The organism is Variovorax sp. PDC80 (genome assembly GCF_900115375.1).
GTDB lineage: Bacteria > Pseudomonadota > Gammaproteobacteria > Burkholderiales > Burkholderiaceae_C > Variovorax.
This window is the reverse complement of record NZ_FOWG01000010.1, coordinates 250,625-267,358: the sequence shown is the minus strand read 5'-3', so window position 1 is coordinate 267,358 and position 16,734 is coordinate 250,625. Positions and strand designations below refer to the sequence as shown.

Annotated in this window: 15 protein-coding genes; 8 read left to right on the top strand and 7 right to left on the bottom strand. The window is 70.5% G+C overall.

Annotated features, from left to right (window positions below; genetic code table 11):
• Positions 1-68: 68 nt before the first annotated feature.
• The 7 genes from BM109_RS27475 to BM109_RS27445 all read right to left on the bottom strand — a co-directional run bounded on the left by BM109_RS27475 (position 69) and on the right by BM109_RS27445 (position 6,363).
• Positions 69-1,079: a FecR domain-containing protein gene (locus BM109_RS27475; RefSeq protein ID WP_093349883.1), complete on the bottom strand. Its 1,011-nt coding sequence runs from the start codon at positions 1,077-1,079 to the stop codon at positions 69-71.
• On the bottom strand, positions 1,069-1,578 hold the full coding sequence (locus tag BM109_RS27470; RefSeq protein ID WP_093349881.1) for a sigma-70 family RNA polymerase sigma factor: 510 nt from the start codon (positions 1,576-1,578) through the stop codon (positions 1,069-1,071). The genes BM109_RS27475 and BM109_RS27470 overlap by 11 nt, the downstream gene beginning before the upstream one ends.
• Before the next feature lie 118 nt (positions 1,579-1,696).
• Positions 1,697-2,548 (bottom strand): ChbG/HpnK family deacetylase, encoded by an 852-nt coding sequence (locus BM109_RS27465; protein ID WP_093349878.1) that lies wholly within the window; start codon positions 2,546-2,548, stop codon positions 1,697-1,699.
• Positions 2,545-4,110, bottom strand: a complete 1,566-nt coding sequence (locus BM109_RS27460; RefSeq protein WP_093349876.1) for an ArnT family glycosyltransferase — start codon at positions 4,108-4,110, stop codon at positions 2,545-2,547. Before BM109_RS27460 ends, BM109_RS27465 begins: the two co-directional genes overlap by 4 nt.
• A complete protein-coding gene (locus BM109_RS27455; RefSeq protein WP_093350184.1) occupies positions 4,107-5,081 on the bottom strand; it encodes a glycosyltransferase family 2 protein in 975 nt (324 codons plus the stop codon). The genes BM109_RS27460 and BM109_RS27455 overlap by 4 nt, the downstream gene beginning before the upstream one ends.
• Before the next feature lie 74 nt (positions 5,082-5,155).
• On the bottom strand, positions 5,156-5,719 hold the full coding sequence (locus BM109_RS27450; protein ID WP_093349873.1) for a phosphatase PAP2 family protein: 564 nt from the start codon (positions 5,717-5,719) through the stop codon (positions 5,156-5,158).
• Between the two features lie 194 nt (positions 5,720-5,913).
• Positions 5,914-6,363, bottom strand: a complete 450-nt coding sequence (locus tag BM109_RS27445) for a hypothetical protein (protein WP_093349870.1) — start codon at positions 6,361-6,363, stop codon at positions 5,914-5,916.
• Between the two features lie 175 nt (positions 6,364-6,538).
• Here BM109_RS27445 and BM109_RS27440 point away from each other — a divergent pair, with 175 nt between their 5' ends.
• The 8 genes from BM109_RS27440 to BM109_RS27405 all read left to right on the top strand — a co-directional run bounded on the left by BM109_RS27440 (position 6,539) and on the right by BM109_RS27405 (position 16,388).
• Entirely contained in the window at positions 6,539-7,090 is a 552-nt protein-coding gene (locus BM109_RS27440) for an RNA polymerase sigma factor (protein ID WP_093349868.1), read from the top strand.
• Positions 7,091-7,162: 72 nt separating this feature from the next.
• The gene (locus BM109_RS27435; RefSeq protein WP_093349865.1) at positions 7,163-8,230 is read left to right on the top strand and encodes a FecR family protein; all 1,068 of its coding nucleotides are present in this window, start codon (positions 7,163-7,165) and stop codon (positions 8,228-8,230) included.
• 114 nt (positions 8,231-8,344) lie between these two features.
• Positions 8,345-10,759 (top strand): TonB-dependent siderophore receptor, encoded by a 2,415-nt coding sequence (locus BM109_RS27430; RefSeq protein WP_093349863.1) that lies wholly within the window; start codon positions 8,345-8,347, stop codon positions 10,757-10,759.
• Between the two features lie 201 nt (positions 10,760-10,960).
• Positions 10,961-11,977 carry an amino acid ABC transporter substrate-binding protein gene (locus tag BM109_RS27425; RefSeq protein ID WP_093349860.1) on the top strand — a complete coding sequence of 339 codons (1,017 nt, stop codon included), beginning with the start codon at positions 10,961-10,963 and terminating at the stop codon, positions 11,975-11,977.
• A 76-nt stretch (positions 11,978-12,053) separates the two neighbouring features.
• The gene (locus tag BM109_RS27420) at positions 12,054-13,244 is read left to right on the top strand and encodes an amino acid ABC transporter permease (RefSeq protein ID WP_093349858.1); all 1,191 of its coding nucleotides are present in this window, start codon (positions 12,054-12,056) and stop codon (positions 13,242-13,244) included.
• 1 nt (position 13,245) lies between these two features.
• Entirely contained in the window at positions 13,246-14,370 is a 1,125-nt protein-coding gene (locus BM109_RS27415) for an amino acid ABC transporter permease (protein ID WP_093349855.1), read from the top strand.
• A 37-nt stretch (positions 14,371-14,407) separates the two neighbouring features.
• Positions 14,408-15,148: an amino acid ABC transporter ATP-binding protein gene (locus BM109_RS27410; RefSeq protein ID WP_093349853.1), complete on the top strand. Its 741-nt coding sequence runs from the start codon at positions 14,408-14,410 to the stop codon at positions 15,146-15,148.
• 37 nt (positions 15,149-15,185) lie between these two features.
• Positions 15,186-16,388, top strand: a complete 1,203-nt coding sequence (locus BM109_RS27405) for a trans-sulfuration enzyme family protein (protein WP_093349850.1) — start codon at positions 15,186-15,188, stop codon at positions 16,386-16,388.
• Positions 16,389-16,734 lie beyond the last annotated feature (346 nt).

The following is a 16,734-nucleotide window of genomic DNA, read 5'->3' as shown; positions in this document are numbered from 1 at the left end:
CCTTGATGCACGAGGTCTGGAAACCTGCCGTTTTTCTTCGATCTTTTTTTCGCGGGCCGCCGTCCCCGCTATCGCTGCGCGATCGTCGTCCAGTAAGGGCCGAGCGAGCGGCGCCGCACCGGCAGCGTTTCTTCGAGCATGTCGAGCACCGCATCGGTCCGCGCGACCGGAAACGCACCGCTCACGAGGATGGCGCCCACCGCCGGGTCGCAGCGCAGTACGCCCGGGCGATAGCGCCCCAGCTCCGCGAGGAAGTCGTCGAGCCGCATGCGCTCGACCACCAGCACGCCCTGGGTCCAGCCCGCGGCGTTCTCGTTGCTGGACTCGGGTGCCGAGATGCCATCCGCCGCATAGCGCGCGCCTTGGCCGGCGGGCAGGCGCAGCGTGCCTTCGCGGCCGGCCACGCCGAGCTCGACCAGGCCTTCGAGCACGACGACCTCGCCCGCGGCGGGCCCATCGGGCGCGCGCACCAGGAAGCGCGTGCCGATCGGCACCACGCGCCCGGGCCCCGCATGCACGACCAGCGGCCGCGCGGCCGGGTCGTGGCCCGAGGTGACCATGATCTCGCCGCCGAGCAGGCGGATGCCGCGCTCGGCCGCGCTGAAATCCACGTCGATCGCGCTGCGCGTGTTCAGCACCACGCGCGTGCCGTCCGGCAGCAGCACGCTGCGCTGTTCGCCGGTGGCCGTGCGGTAGTCGGCGCGCCACCAGGCCATGTCGTCGCGCAGCGCCCAGGCGCCCAGGCCGCCGCTCGCGGCCAGCACGAAGGCCTTGAGCGCCCAGCGCCGCCGTGCCGCGTCGGCGCCGCGCAAGGCGCCGCGGGCCGTCTCGGGCGCGAGGCCGTGCACGCCATCGCGCAGGTCGGCACCGAGGCCGCGCACGCGCTGCCAGGCCTTTTCGTGGTCGGGGTGCGCGCCGCGCCAATGCTCGCAGGCCGCGCGCTCGGCGGCGGAGGCGGTGCCCGATTGCAGCCGCACCAGCCATTCGACCGCCTGCGCGACGATGGCGCGATCGAGCGCCGCATCGCCCGCGGGCTGGAAGACCGCGCGCCGCGGCGCCGTGCCGATCTCAGCCGCCATAGACGGCGTCGTAGCAATGCGCGTAGGCCTTCACCATGTCCTTCTGCACGATGTGGATCGACACGCCGAGCCGCTGCGCGATCTCCGCGTAGGGCAGGCCGTCGAGCTGCGACAGCAGGAAGACCTCGCGCGTGCGCGGCTTCAGCCCGTCGAGCACGCGGCTGACCGCGGCCAGCGCCTCGAGCACCAGCAGGCGTGCCTCGGGCGAGGGGCTCGTGGCCTCGGGCAGGTGGGCGATGGCGTCGAGGTAGGCACGCTCGAGCGCGAGGCGGCGGAAGTACTGCGCCGCGATGCGGCCGGCCACGGTCGTGAGGTAGGCGCGCGGCTCGCGCAGCGGTCCGGTCTCGTTGGCCGACAGGATGCGCGCGAAGGTGTCCTGCGCCAGGTCGGCCGCGTTCTCGATGTTGCCGAGCTTGCGCCGCAGCATCTGCAGCAGCCACGAATGGTGTTCGCCGTACAGCGTGGCGACCAGTCGCACGGAGGCATCGGAGGTGGACATCGGAGGACGGCAGGCCGCGCAGCTCGTTGAGAATAGTTCTCATTGTACGAACTTCGTCTGCATGCCGGACGCAGGCGTCGCAACCGGACAACGCCGGCGCTCCCGCCGACGGGCGCGCTCAGCCGCCCTGGAGCACCGCCGACAGCGGCGCGATCCGGATCGCGCCCGGCTCGCCGACCGCGGGCAGCGCCAGCGCGCGCAGCACCGCGTACTCGCGCATGCGCGCCGCGCCGTGCGGGTCGCCAGGCACCCGGCCCAGCGAGGGATGGCACATCAGCACGTCGCCGCGCGCGGCCACCGCGAGCCAGGCCAGCAGGCGCGCGCGGTAGGCCTGGCCATCGCCCGAGAAGCCATAGACGCCGAGCAGGCGCCGGCTGGTGGGAATGCCGTGCTCGCGCGCCAGCGCCGCGAGCGCCGCGCCGCCCAGGCCGTGGATGACGGCCGCCTTGAAGCCGTCGCTGCCGTGGCGCCAGCCGGGCTCGGTGCTGCGCAGCCACGGCGGCGCGTCGGGATAGCGGCGCGCGAGCTCCGCGACCAGCAGCTCGCGCACGCCTGCGAACTGGTGCACATGCCGGTGGCCGTCGACGAAGGCGGGCGCGCGGCCCATCGCGTCCTCGAAGCGCGCGAGCTGGGTGCGGATCTCCGCCTGGATCGCCTGCCGTGCGGCCGGGCGCAGCCGAGGAGCGACCAGCAGGCCAAGCAGCCCCGGCTCACGGCCGCCGGGCACGGCCGGGCGGGTCAGGTCCAGGTGCAGGCCGATGTCGGTGCGCTGCCGATCGAGCCGGCGCAGCAGGCGCGCACCCGGCAACCATGCGGCGCGCCGCACCATGCAGCCCACGGCGCTGATGCGCTCGCGCTCGGCGAGCACGAGCGCCGCTTCGTTGATCGCATGCCCCATGCCGAAGTCGTCGACGCAGATGCAGATCGAGCGCGGGCCCTCGGCAGTGGCCTCGCGTGGTGATGGGCTCATGGCTGCGCGTCCGCGTTCGGGGCCGCGTCGGGAATGCCCGCGCAGTGCGGCCCGCGCCGCGTGGCGCCGTCATGGCGCCAGACCGCCAGCCGGTCGTTGACCGCCACCAGCTTCGTGCCCGCGAGCCACGGATGCGCGAGCTGCGAATTGTTCGGGCCGACCAGCCAGGTGGTGCGCGGCGCGCACAGGATCGCGGGCAGTTGCGACGCATCGACCAGCAGCCGCGAGGCCCGGGCCTTGTCGAAGCGCGCCGCATCCGCGAGCTCCTTGCGCCAGTCGTCGCGCTCCGGCTGCTGCTTCCAGTCGCCGAGCACCATCACCGGCGCGCGCAACTGCCAGTAGAAGGGGATCTCGTAGACGTAGCTGTCGAGCATCAGCACCTGGTCGCCGGGCCCGATGCGCTGGCCCGCGGGCAGGTGCAGTCTCGCGCCCGGCGGCGGCATCGCGACCAGCGTGCCCACGCCCGCGAGGCACAGCGCCATGGCCGCGGCGGCGGCCACCTTCAGGCCTCGTCCTTCGCGCATCGGGCCGCTGGCCAGGATGCGCCGCGCCACCAGAAAAGCCAGCGGCGCGAGCACGGGCAGCACATAGCCGACGAGCTTGGAGCGCGGCAGCGAGAAGAAGACCACGATGACGACCAGCCAGACTCCCATCAGCCGGTCGATGTCGCGCGTGGTGGTGCCGATGTCCGGCGCCGCGTTCCTGTGGCGCGGCAGCAGCAGGCCGATCGACCACGGCAGGGTCAGCGCGGCCAGCACCGGCAGATAGAACCAGAACGGCTGCTCGTTGTTGAAGCCGCTCGAGGCGAAGCGCCTGAAGTGCTGCGTGATCACGAAGTAATCGAAGAAGTCCGGGTACGCGCGCTGCATCGCCACGAACCAGGGCGCCGCGAGCGCGAGCAGCAGCACCCAGCCGGGCAGCCAGCGGCACAGCCGCCACAGCGTGCCCAGCCGTCGCGTCCAGGCGCACCAGGCGAGCAGCACCAGGAACGGCAGCAGCAGGCCGATCAGCCCCTTGGCGAGCAGCCCGGCCGCGGCGCAGGCATGCGCACCCGCCAGCGCACCGCGCCATGGCTGCGCCTCGTCATGGGCCAGCACCGCCCAGGCCGCGAGCAGCACCGTCGCCGAGATGCAGCCGGCCACCAGCATGTCGAGGTTCGCGAACTGCGCGCCGAGGAAGAAGTAGGGCATGGTGGCCAGCACCACCGTCGACCACAGCGCGAGCCGGTCGTCGGTCCAGCGCCGCAGGAAGGCGAACAGCGCGATGCCGGCGGCGCTCGCACCCAGCACCGAGGGCAGCCGCGCAGCCCATTCGACCGGCCCCGCCACGCCCATCGCCGCGGCGCCGATCCAGTAGAACAGCGGCGGCTTGTGGAAGAAGGGCAGGCCGTCGAGCCGCGGCACCAGCCAGTCGCCCGAATGCAGCATGGCGAGCGCGACGCCCACGTAGCGGCCTTCGTCGGGCGCCATCAGCGAGCGGGCTCCCGAGGTCGCCAGCAGCCACGCGACCAGCACCACACCGACCCAGAAAACACGTGCCTGCCCCGGCGTGTCCGCTCTCATGAACCCTCCGTGGCGAGACCGCCGCCACGCTCGCCACGCACCACGTACAGCGGCCGCCCCTTCGACTCCTCGTAGATCCGCGCGATGTACTCGCCGAGGATGCCGGTGGAGATCAGCTGGATGCCGATGAAGAACATCAGGCTCACGACGATCGTGGTCCAGCCCGACACCGCATTGCCGAACAGCAGCCGCTCGGCGCACAGGTAGAGGCCATAGGCGAAGGCCGGCAGTGCGATCGCGAGGCCCGCCACGCTCACCATGCGCAGCGGCCAGGTGGTGAAGGCGGTGAGCCCGTCGAGCGCCAGCAGCACGAGGCGGCGCATGTTGAAACTGGAGCGGCCCTCGGCGCGCGGCGCCGGCGTGTAGGGCAGCGCCACGGCGCGAAAGCCGACCCAGGCGTACAGGCCCTTCATGAAGCGGCCGCGCTCGGGCAGGCGCATCAGCGCATCGACCACCTTGCGGTCCATCAGCCGGAAGTCGCCCGCGTCCTCGGGCACCGCGAAGCGGTCCGAGGCATTGAGCAGCCGATAGAAGAGCCGGCTGCCGAGCCGCTTGACGGGGCTCTCGTCGTCGCGCCGCTCGCGCACCGCATAGACCACTTCGGCGCCGGCGCGCCACTGCGCGAGCATGGTATGGACCAGCTCGGGCGGATGCTGCAGATCGCCGTCGAGCAGCACCACCACGTCGCCCACGGCCGCGGCCAGTCCCGCGGTGAGCGCGGCCTCCTTGCCGAAATTGCGCGACAGCGAGATGCAGCGGAAGCCGGGCAGTTCGCACCAGGCATCGACCACCGCGGCCGTGTCGTCGGTGCTGCCGTCGTCGACGATCACGATCTCCCAGCTCATGTGCGTGGACCAGAGGATGTCCTCCAGCAGCGGCAGCAGCCGGCGCAGGTTCGGCCCTTCGTTGAAGCAGGGGATCACGCAGGAGAGACTGAGCGCTCGCCCTTCGGGGGGCGTGGGCGCCGGCAGCGGCGCCGGTGCCGCCGCTACCGCTTCGACCGCTGCTACCGCTTCGGGCGCGCGACGCAAGAATGTCTGCGCGTTCACGGCATCCTCCAGGTGGCCGGAGCCGCGCCTTCGGCCGGCAGGAGCCGGCGCGCGAGCCGCAGCGCGATGGCGAGCGCACCCGCGAGCACCGCGCCCAGGGCGAGGCCGGCGGCGATGTCGATCGGGAAATGCACGCCCACGTAGATGCGCGCCCAGCCCGTGACGATGGCCGAGGCCAGCAGCGCGAGCCCGACACGGCGCAGGCTCGGGCGCAGCAGGCAGGCCACGGCCACCAGGAACATCACGCTCGCATGCGTGCTGGGCAGCGAGCCGCGGCCCGCATGCTCGATGTAGGCCTGGGCCAGGCCCAGCACGAAGGGGCGCGGCTGGTCCAGGCGCAACGCGATGGCATGGGACAGCATGGCGCAGGGCCCGGCGGCCGCGAGCACGATCCACAGATAGGCCCGGTCGGCCGCTTTTTTCCAGATCGCGACGCCGATGATCCCGGCACTGAGCCAGGCGCCACCGAGCGCGAAGGCGGTGGCGAGCCACAGCGCGGGCCGCGTTGGCGGCGTGTCGGCCGCCAGCCATTGAAAGAGGGTGAGATTCAGGTCACTCATGGCATGCGCTCCCGCGCGGGGACGAAGAGGAGGGAAGACGGCGGGCTGCTGCGCGCGAAAGGCGCAGGGCTGCGCCGGGCGCGGCTGGCGCGCCCGAAAAGGACGAACACGGGGAACCTCCGTTCGAGGAAGAGATGGGTCGCCGCGGCAGGGCATGCGCGGCGGGAAGGGCGGCGCGCGAGGCGTCGCTTCTCTCAGTGCGTCGGGGGTGGAGCGGTGGGGGGAGGGCGGCGCCTCCAGGGGAAGGCGGGTGGCGGCGCGCCGCCGCGCGGCGGCACCTGCTCGGGGCCGATGCGGCCGGTGGGCGCGACCGGCCGGCTGACGACCCGCGCCAGCGGCAGCAGCGCGAGCACCAGCGCCAGCAGCGTGCCCAGGCCGGCACTCAGCGTATCGGGGTGATCGATGCCCGCGGGCACCTGCGCAAAGATCGTGGTCTCGCGGTCGGTGGCGTGGTTCTCGCGGTCGTCGGCCTCGAACTGGCTCATTTCCCCGAGCGCGCGCACCCGCAGCATGGGCTCGTCCTCGATGCCGTCGCAGCAGAAGTGGGCGGCGATGAAGGGCTGCAGGAACACCAGCAGGATGCCCGCGAGGCACCACGCGCGGTGGTGCGCTTCGGCGAATCGGCGGATGCGTGCGAGCAGCATGCGCGGATGCTAGAAGCCTTGCGTGAACGGAACCTGATCGGCCGGGGCCCGCGAACCATCGCGGATAATCCCGGCGCGTTCGGACGCTTCCGAACCGCATCAGGTCAGCCACGCCGCGCCGAAGCCAACCTGCCCCAGGGACTTCGACCAACCTATTTCAGGACTTCGGCGGGCTGTGTTCGAGCGTTATTACCGCGAATTGCTGGGCTTTCTTTCCCGCAAGGTGTCCGACCGCAGCATTGCGGCCGACATGACGCAGGAAAGCTATGCGCGCGTCTATGCGGCACAGGCCTCGGGCTCGACCATCGGCGATCCGCGCGCGCTGCTCTACCAGACCGCGCGCAACCTCGTGATCGATCACCAGCGCCACGGCAGGGTACGCGCCGGCGTGGAGCTGCCGCCCGCGCAGCTCGAACCCGTCGAAGCGCCGGGCCCGCGAAGCTGGGAACCCGAAACCGCGCTGGCCTCGCGCCAGGGCCTGCTGGCGCTGGTTTCGGTCATCGACAATCTGCCGCCGCGTTGCCGCGAAGCCTTCATGCTCAACCGCTTCGACGGCCTGAGCTATGCCCAGGTCGCCGCGCAGATGGGCATTTCGGTCAAGATGGTGGAACAGCACATCAAGCATGCGCTCGATGCCTGCGAGCGCTGCCGCAACCTGTCCGCGGGCGGCGACGGCAACACCGCCACTGTGCCGCGCAGGAAGCTCCACCGCTCGCGGCTCGAGTGAGAAAACCGTATCGCTGTCCGACCTAGGGTATTCGACCGCCCGCACGTCTACCTCGACGAGAACCAACGCCCCATGAGCCACCCATCGATCCAGCCAGCCGATGCCTCGCGCATGCGCGAGCAAGCGCTGGACTGGTTTGTCCGCCGCCGCGGCGAAGCCTTCGGCGCGCGCGAGGAACAGGCCTTCCAGGACTGGCTCGCGGCCGATCCGCTGCACCGCGAGGCCTTCGAACGCTGGGGCGGCGAATGGCAGGCCTTCGACGCGATCCCGCAGGACATGCGAAACCTGCTGCAGCGCAACCTGGCCTACGACCGCGCCATGGAGGCCGCCAGCCCCGCCGGGACACCCGCCATGCCGGCCATGCCCTCGCGGCGCCGCGTGCTGGTGCCCGCCGTCGCGGTGGCGGCCGTCGTGGCCGTGGCGGCCGGCACGGGACTGCTCGCCTGGAACCACTGGGAAGCCCAGCCGGTGTTCGTGCAGGCCATGGCCACCCGGCGCGGGCAGCAGCTCGACGTGCCGCTGCCCGACGGCAGCCGCCTGCGGCTCGACACCGCGACCCGGCTGGAGATCAGCTACTACCGCCAGCGCCGCGAGGTCCGGCTGCTCGAAGGCCAGGCGGCCTTCTCCGTGCAGGGCGATCCCGCGCGGCCCTTCCACGTGCTGGCCGGACCGCTGCGCATCACCGTCGTGGGCACGCGCTTCTTCGTGCGCCACACGCCGGACATCGCCGGCAGCGAAGGCGTGCACGTGGCCGTCGAGGAGGGCCGGGTGCGTGTCGGGCAGGCAGCGCGCGGCGCGGGCACCGAGGCGGACCTGCTGCTGTCGCCCGGGCAGCAGGTCTCGAGCAATGCGCAAGGCGCGCTGTCGGCCGTCTCGCCGGTCTCCAGCGCCGGCCTCGCGCCCTGGCGCGATCACCGCGTCCGCTTCGACAACCAGCGCCTGGACCGCGCGCTGGCCGAGCTGGCGCGCTATGGCGATCCGCGGCTCGTGATCGCGGACCCCGCCGTCGCGGCCCTGCCGATCACCGGCGTGTTCGATCCGCGCGACATGGCGACCTTCCGGCGCGTACTGCCGGCCTCGCTGCCCGTGCGCTTGAAAGAGACCGAGGGCGGCGCCGCGGAAGTGGTGCTGGCCCGATAGAACGGTCGCGCGGTCGCGCGCATCGATTTTTTTCGCGGGCCCGACCTGGGGTATCCGGAAGCTCGCCCGTCTCCACGGCTGACTGCCATCCGTTTCATCTCTGGAGAACCCCTCATGTCCCGCTTTCCGTTGCGCCCCGCGCCGCTGGCCATTGCCTGCGCGCTGGTCTTCGCCGTCGCACCGCTGCACGCCCAGACCGCCGGCATCGATCTCTCGGCCAGCGCCATGCGCTTCGACATCGCCGCCAAGCCGCTGGGCCAGGCCCTCGGCGACTGGGCGCTGCAGACGCGCATGCAGCTGATCGTCCAGCCCGCGCTGGTGCGCGACAAGATGGCGCCGGCCGTCTCGGGCGCCCTGAGCCCGAGGCAGGCGCTGGACCGGCTGCTGGCCGGCAGCGGCCTCTCGGCCCGCGTCGACGGCACGGCGGTGATCGTGCAGGAGTCGACGGCCCCGGCGCCGGGCGCGACGCTGCCCCCGGTGACCGTCAACGCGCAGGAAGAGACCGTGACCGGGCCGGTGCGCGGCTACGTGGCGCTGCGCAGCGCGAGCGCCACCAAGACCGACACGCCGATCATCGAGACGCCGCAGTCGATCTCCGTGGTCACGGCCGAGCGCATGGATGCCATCGGCGCGCGGACGCTGGGCACGGCGCTGGGCTACACGCCCGGCGTGACCTCGGCCTACAGCGCCGACAGCCGCTTCGACTGGATCTCGCTGCGAGGCTTCACCAACTACACGCCCGGCAACTACCTGGACGGCATGCCGCTGCGCAACATGAACACCTGGGGCCTGTGGCGGACCGACAACTACGGCCTGGAGCGGGTCGAGGTCCTGCGCGGCCCGGCATCGGTGCTGTTCGGCCAGGGCAGCCCGGGCGGCATCATCAATCAGACCAGCAAGCGGCCGACCGCCCAGCCGCTGCGCGAGATGCAGCTGCAGATCGGCGACCACGGCCGCCGTCAGGTGGCCGGCGATTTCTCGGGCCCGCTCGACGACGAGGGCAAGTGGCTCTATCGCATCACCGGCGTCGCGCGCGACGCCAAGCTGCCGATCGACGCCAAGGAGAAGGACGACCGGCTCTACCTCGCGCCCTCGCTGACCTGGAAGCCTTCCGCCGACACCAGCCTCACGCTGCTGTCCCAGTTCCTGCGCGACCGCTCGGGCGTGGTCTACAACGCGGCGCCGGTCCAGGGAACGCTGCTGCCCAACCCGAACGGCAGGATCCGCGCCTCGACCTTCCTGGGCGAGCCCGGCTTCGACCGCTTCGACCAGAACCAGTGGATGGTCGGCTACCAGTTCGAGCACCGCTTCAGCGACACCTGGACCGTGCGCCAGAACCTGCGCTACGGCCGCCTGCGCACCGACCTGCAGCAGACCTGGCCCGGCGCCGGATACCGCACCGTCGATCCCGACAACGCCGACAGCCCGGCCAACTTCCGGCAGTTCGATCGCGTCGTGTTCGCGAGCAAGGAGAAGGCGAAGCAGTTCGTGGTCGACAACCAGGCCCAGGCCAGGTTCCAGCTCGGCGCCACGCAGCACACCGCGCTGGTCGGCCTCGAGTACCAGCGCTCGCGCTACGACCAGATCAGCCGCTACGGCGGCAGCTTCGCGCCCATCGACGTGTTCGCGCCCGTCTACGGCGGTCCGGTGCAGGTGCCCGACCCGTACATCTCCAGCGACAGCACGCTGGCCCAGACCGGCCTCTACCTGCAGGACCAGATCAGGTTCGCGCAGCACTGGGTGGCGACGATCGGCGGGCGCTACGACAGCGCCGAAACCGAATCGACCGACCGCCTCGCCGACAGCTTCACGCGCATCCGCAGCCACAAGTTCACCAAGCGCGCGGGGCTGGTCTACCTCGCGCCCAGCGGCTGGGCGCCCTACCTGAGCTACTCCGAATCGTTCACGCCGGTGCTCACGATCAACCCCGACACCCGGCGGCCCTTCGATCCCGAGACCGGCCGGCAGTACGAAGCGGGCCTGCGCTACCAGCCGCCGGGCACCAAGGACAGCTACAGCGCGGCGGTCTTCGACCTGCGGCGCAGGAACTACCTCTCGTACGACCCCGACTTCCAGCCGCGGCAGACGGGCGAGGTGCTGTCGCGCGGCCTGGAACTCGAGGCACTGTTCCAGCCGATGCCGAAGATGAACGTGTCGCTGAGCTACACCTGGATCCCGCAGTACAAGACCATCGCCAGCAGCAACCCCAAGGACATCGGCACCCAGCCCAACGCGGTCGCCAAACAGCGCGCCGCGCTGTGGGTCGACTACCGCTTCGCCAACGGCGTCAAGGCGGGCCTCGGCGTGCGCTACTCGGGTTCGACCCGCGGCGAGGGCAGTGCCGCGCCGGCCAAGGTGCCGGCCTACACCCTGTTCGACGCCATGGTCGGCTACGACTTCGAGCGCTGGAGCCTGGCGCTCAACCTGCGCAACCTGACCAACAAGGCCTACTTCGGCGGTTGCGATGCGAACTTCTGCTCCTATGGCGACCTGCGGCAGGTGAATGCCACGGCGACCTATCGCTGGTAGCGGCGCCGCGTCTTCTTTGACAGCGAATGAGAGGAGGGCGACCGGCCCGGCGGTATAGCTGATATGGCGCTTCGTACATGGCCTTCGCGGGCCATCGTCCCGATACTTCGCGCACTTCGCGGCGGCACCCGAGCCGCGAAGGATGCGTGGCCCTTCGAAGCCATTCCGCCTGATCCCGAGAATTCCAGAAAGAGACACTCCATGAAGCTGTTGGGCCTTGCGCTGAGCGCCTTGCTCGTCCTCACCGTCGGAACCCGCGCCCACGCGGGCACCACCTTCGACGCAGTCAAGAAACGGGGCCTGGTGCAGTGCGGCGTATCGACCAATCTGCCGGGCTTCGCCTTCACCGACAGCAAGGGCGAATGGCAGGGCATCGACGTCGACACCTGCCGCGCGATCGCCGCGGCGATGTTCGGCGACGCCACCAAGTTCCGCGTGGTGCCGCTCACGACGCAGGCGCGCTTCACCGCGCTGCAGTCCGGCGAGATCGACGTGCTGACGCGCAACACCACGCAGACGCTGACGCGCGACACCACGCTCGGGCTGATCGGCGTGGGCGTCAACTTCTACGACAGCCAGGGGATCATGGTGACGAAGGACTCGAACGTCACCAGCGCGAAGAAGCTCGCGGGCGCCACCATCTGCGTGCTGCCGGGCACCACCACCGAGCTCAACCTGGCCGACTGGTTCCGCGGGCTGAAGATGGAGTTCAAGCCGGTGCTGCTCGACACGGTGGACGAGATCAAGCGCGCCTTCATGTCGGGGCGCTGCGACGGCATCACGCTCGACAAGTCGCAGCTGGCGCTGGCGCGCATCAACCTGGGCAGCACCGACAAGTACGTGATCCTGCCCGAGCCGCTGTCGAAGGAACCGCTCGGGCCGATGGTGCGCCAGGGCGACGAGGCCTGGTTCAACGTCGTGCGCTGGTCGCTCAACGCGATGCTCGAGGCCGAGGAGTACGGCCTGAGCTCGAAGAACGTCGACGAGGCGCTGAAGAATCCGGCGCCGCACATCCAGCGCATCCTCGGCACCGTGCCCGGCATGGGCAAGGCGCTGGGCGTGGACGACAAGTGGGCCTACCGGATCATCAAGCAGGTGGGCAACTACGGCGAGGTCTTCGACCGCAGCGTCGGCGCGGGCAGCCCGATGAAGCTCGATCGCGGGCTCAATGCGCTCTACACCAAGGGCGGCCTGATGTACGGCTGGCCGATCCGCTGATTCGTTCCTGAACGAGAGGCCGTGCCGGCGGGCAACCGCCGGCACGGCCGTACCCGAAGCGAATCGAGGATTTCCCATGAACGAAGAAAACACGGGCGCCATGCCCCCGCGGCCGCGCGCGCGCCTGTCGTGGAACGACCCCGGCCTGCGCGCCCTGGTCTACCAGGTCGTCGTGGTCGCGCTGGTGGCGCTGACCGCCTGGTACCTGGTGTCGAACACGCTGCACAACCTGGCGGCGCGCAACATCTCGACCGGCTTCGCCTTCCTCGACCGCGAGGCGGGCTTCGCGATCGGCGAGACGCCGATCGACTACACGCCGGCCGATACCTATCGCCGCGCCATCGTCGTCGGCCTGCTCAACACGCTGCGCGTCTCGCTCATCGCGCTCGTGCTGGCCACCGTGCTCGGCACCCTGGTCGGCGTGGCACGGCTGTCGGGCAACTGGCTGGTGTCGCGGCTGGCCGCGGCCTACGTGGAGTGCGTGCGCAACGTGCCGCTGCTGCTGCAACTGCTGCTCTGGTATGCGCTGATCTCCGAGAGCATGCCGGGGCCGCGCGCCGCGCACCATCCGCTGCCGGGCGTGTACCTGTCGAACCGCGGGCTGCTGATGCCGGCGCTGTTCGGCGACTCGCTCGCATGGATGGTCGCCGCGCTGGCCATGGCGGGCGCGGGCACCTTCCTGCTCGCGCGCTGGAGCAGGAGACGGCAGGCGCTGACCGGCCATCCGATGGCGCTCGCGCCCTGGGCGGCGGTGCTGTTCGCCGGCCTGCCCGTGCTGGCCTGGGCGCTGAGCGGCGGCCAGCTGTCGATGGAGATCCCGCACCCGAGCGGCTTCGGCTTCGCCGGCGGATGGAACCTCTCGCCCGAGCTGTTCGCGCTGCTGGTCGGGCTCGTGAGCTACACCGCGGCCTTCATCGCCGAGATCGTGCGCTCGGGCGTGCAGTCGGTGAACCGCGGGCAGTGGGAGGCGGCCGAGTCGCTGGGCCTGCGGCGCGGGCGTTCGCTGCGGCTGGTGGTGCTGCCCCAGGCGCTGCGGGTGATGGTGCCGCCGGCCACGAGCCAGTACCTCAACCTCGTCAAGCACAGCTCGCTGGCCGTGGCCATCGGCTATCCCGACCTCGTCTCCGTGGTGAACACGACCCTGAACCAGACCGGCCAGGCCATCGAGGGCATCCTGATCATCATGGCCGCCTTCATGACGGTGAGCCTGTGCATCTCGCTCGCCATGAATGCCTACAACCGGCGCATCGCGCTCGTCGAGCGTTGACATGAACCCCACTTCCCTGACCGGTGGCACGACCGCCACCCCGCGCGCGCCCGAGCGCGCCCTGCACGCCTGGCAATGGACTCGGGAGCGCCTGTTCCAGTCGCCCGCGGGCATCCTCGGCACGCTGCTGTGCCTGTGGCTGCTGCTGATGACCGTGCCGCCGCTGGTCGACTGGCTCCTCGTGAAAGCCACCTTCTCGTCGCCGACCGCGCAGGGCTGCCGAAACGCGCCCGGCGGCGCCTGCTGGGCCTTCATCGCCGAGAAGCACCGGCTGATCCTGTTCGGCACCTATCCCTACGACGAGCAATGGCGGCCGCTGCTCGCGACCCTCGCGCTGATCGGCACGCTGGTCTGCAGCGCCGCGCGGCGCACGTGGGACCTGAAGCTCACCATGCTCTGGACCGGCGTGCTCGCGCTCGTCGCGCTGCTGATGTGGGGCGGCCTGTTCGGCCTGAGCTACGTGGAGAACGTGCGCTGGGGCGGCCTGCCGCTGACCTTGATCCTCTCGACCTTCGGCATCGCCTTCGCGTTCCCGCTCGGCGTGGTGCTGGCGCTCGGGCGCCGCTCGAGGATGCCGGCCATCAAGGCGCTGTGCGTGGGCTACATCGAACTGATCCGCGGCGTGCCGCTGATCAGCATCCTGTTCATGTCCTCGGTGATGCTGCCGCTGTTCCTGCCCGAGGGCATGAGCATCGACAAGCTGCTGCGCGCGCAGCTGGCCATCGTGCTGTTCGCCGCGGCCTACATCGCCGAGGTGGTGCGCGGCGGTCTGCAGTCGATTCCCAAGGGACAGTACGAGGGCGCCGAGTCCATCGGCCTGTCGTATGCGCAGCAGATGCGGCGCGTGGTGCTGCCGCAGGCGCTGAAGGTCGTGATACCGCCGCTGGTCAGCACCTTCATCGCGCTGTTCAAGGACACCTCGCTGGTCGTGATCATCGGCATCTTCGACCTCACGCAGGCCGCGAAGGCCGCGCTGGCCGACCCGGCCTGGGGCGGCTTCGGCGTGGAGGCCTACCTGTTCATCGGCGCGATCTATTTCGTCTTCTGCTTCTCGCTCTCCAAGTACAGCCGGTCGCTCGAGCGCTCGCTCGCCACCGGCCACGCCAGCGACAACGCAGGCAAGTAGCGCCGCCATGACCCCAACAAGAACGAAGGACTCCGCCGTGACCGAACCGATCATCCAGATGCAAGCCGTCAACAAGTGGTACGGGCAGTTCCACGTGCTGCGCGACATCCACCTCGACGTGGCGCGCGGCGAGCGCATCGTCGTCTGCGGCCCGTCGGGCTCGGGCAAGTCGACGCTGATCCGGTGCATCAACCGCCTCGAGCAGCACCAGAGCGGCCGCATCGTCATCGACCGCACCGAGCTGAGCAACGACCTGCGCCACATCGAGACCATCCGCCGCGACGTGGGCATGGTGTTCCAGCACTTCAACCTGTTCCCGCACCTGACGGTGATGGAGAACCTCACGCTCGGCCCGGTCTGGGTGCTGAAGAAGCCGATGGCCGAGGCCCGCGCGACCGCCATGAAGTACCTCGAGCGCGTGCGCATTCCCGAGCAGGCCGGCAAGTTCCCGGGCCAGCTCTCGGGCGGCCAGCAGCAGCGCGTGGCGATCGCGCGCTCGCTGTGCATGGGCCCGAAGGTCATGCTGTTCGACGAGCCCACCTCGGCGCTCGATCCCGAGATGGTCAAGGAGGTGCTCGACGTGATGATCGGCCTGGCGCAGGAGAGCGGCATGACGATGCTGTGCGTGACGCACGAGATGGGCTTCGCGCGCAAGGTCGCCGACCGCGTGATCTTCATGGACCGCGGCGAGATCGTCGAGCAGGGCGCGCCCGAGCGCTTCTTCGCCGATCCGCAGACCGAACGCGCGCGACTCTTTTTGAGTCAGATCGTGCATTGATCCACGCACCACCTATTCCCAACCACCAGGAGCACAGATGCCATCGAACGAAGCCGCCCACGCGGCGGGATTCCAGACCCGGACCATCCACGCGGGCCACGAGGCCGATGCCTTCGGCGCCGTGTCGCCGCCGATCTACCTGACCTCGACCTATGCCTTCGAATCGACGGCCGACGCGGCCGCCGTGTTCTCGGGCGAGAGCGAGAAGTACGTGTACGGCCGCCAGCACAACCCCACGCAGGCGCTGCTCGAGCGCCGCCTGGCCGACCTCGAGGGCGCCGAGGCGGGCCTGGTCACCGGCTCCGGCATGGGCGCCATCAGCGCCACGCTGCTGACCCTGCTGTCGGCCGGCGACGAGCTCATCGCGCACCACACGGCCTATTCGACCGTGGGCCTGCTGCTGGCCGACGGACTGCCGCGCTTCGGCATCCGCGTGCGGCGCGTCGACTTCTCCGATCCGCGCAACCTCGAGCAGGCGCTGTCGGACAAGACCAAGATCGTGTACTTCGAATCGCCGGTCAACCCGACCGGCGAGGTGCTCGACATCCGGGCGCTGGCCGACATCGCCCGCCGGCATGGCGCCAGGGTGGTGGTCGACTCGACCTTCGCGTCGCCGGCCCTGCAGCGGCCCATGGACCATGGCGCCGACCTCGTGGTGCATTCGCTGACCAAGTACATCAACGGCCATGGCGACCTGCTCGGCGGCGTGGTGCTGGGCGACGCCGCCACCATCCACAAGATCCGCAAGGCCGGGCTGCGCTACCTGACCGGTGCCACGCTGTCGCCGATGCTCTGCTTCCTGGTGCTGCGCGGCCTCAAGACCCTGACGCTGCGCATGCGCCAGCATGGCGAGAGCGCGCTGAAGATCGCGCAGATGCTCGCCGCGCATCCGGCGGTGGAGGTGGTGCGCTATCCCTTCCTGGCCGACAACCCGGGCCATGCGATCGCGCAGCGGCAGATGAAGCACGGCAGCGGCATGCTCTCGTTCGACCTCAAGTCGGGCGAGCAGGGCGCGATCCGCATGATCGACCGGCTGCGGCTGATCTCGCGCGCGATCAGCCTGGGCGACACCGAGACGCTGATCACGCACCCGGGCGCGCTGATCCGCGCCAACCAGCAGGTGGAGCCGGGCGCGCGGCTCAGCGAAGGCGTGACCATGAAGCTGGTGCGCCTCTCGGTGGGACTGGAGGACGTGGACGACCTGATCGCCGACCTGAAGCAAGCGCTCGAGGCGCTGTAGCGCACCGTCGCGGCGCACGCGGCCGTGCATTCGGGCCCGTCACGGGTCGCGCATGAAGGGCCGCAGCCGCATAGCTGCTATCTCGCGCGATGCATGGCTCGCGCGCCGGCCGCGAGGCGCGCCGGCGGCCCGCGTCCATTCGGCGGAAGGCCTCCAGCGCGGGGCCGAGCTCGCTCCATTCCAACGACCGTCCCGAAGGCCTGCCCGCCGCCGAAGCAGGACCCAAAGTTTCCTTCTGGCATGAACGGTGCTCGGTTCCTCCACAGGCAGGCACGCCTTTCTTTCCCTCTGATGCATAGCTGTTATTCAACGGAAAACGCTCGTTTCCCGGTTTGACACAAAGTGT

Bases quoted from the DNA above. Each gene is read 5' to 3' on its own strand.
- BM109_RS27445 (WP_093349870.1), bottom strand. From the start codon at position 6,363: ATGCTGCTCGCACGCATCCGCCGATTCGCCGAAGCGCACCACCGCGCG.
- BM109_RS27470 (WP_093349881.1), bottom strand. From the start codon at position 1,578: ATGTCCACCTCCGATGCCTCCGTGCGACTGGTCGCCACGCTGTACGGC.
- BM109_RS27465 (WP_093349878.1), bottom strand. From the start codon at position 2,548: ATGAGCCCATCACCACGCGAGGCCACTGCCGAGGGCCCGCGCTCGATC.
- BM109_RS27405 (WP_093349850.1), top strand. From the start codon at position 15,186: ATGCCATCGAACGAAGCCGCCCACGCGGCGGGATTCCAGACCCGGACC.
- BM109_RS27435 (WP_093349865.1), top strand. From the start codon at position 7,163: ATGAGCCACCCATCGATCCAGCCAGCCGATGCCTCGCGCATGCGCGAG.
- BM109_RS27430 (WP_093349863.1), top strand. From the start codon at position 8,345: ATGTCCCGCTTTCCGTTGCGCCCCGCGCCGCTGGCCATTGCCTGCGCG.
- BM109_RS27460 (WP_093349876.1), bottom strand. From the start codon at position 4,110: ATGAGAGCGGACACGCCGGGGCAGGCACGTGTTTTCTGGGTCGGTGTG.
- BM109_RS27415 (WP_093349855.1), top strand. From the start codon at position 13,246: ATGAACCCCACTTCCCTGACCGGTGGCACGACCGCCACCCCGCGCGCG.
- BM109_RS27425 (WP_093349860.1), top strand. From the start codon at position 10,961: ATGAAGCTGTTGGGCCTTGCGCTGAGCGCCTTGCTCGTCCTCACCGTC.
- BM109_RS27450 (WP_093349873.1), bottom strand. From the start codon at position 5,719: ATGAGTGACCTGAATCTCACCCTCTTTCAATGGCTGGCGGCCGACACG.
- BM109_RS27420 (WP_093349858.1), top strand. From the start codon at position 12,054: ATGAACGAAGAAAACACGGGCGCCATGCCCCCGCGGCCGCGCGCGCGC.
- BM109_RS27475 (WP_093349883.1), bottom strand. From the start codon at position 1,079: ATGGCGGCTGAGATCGGCACGGCGCCGCGGCGCGCGGTCTTCCAGCCC.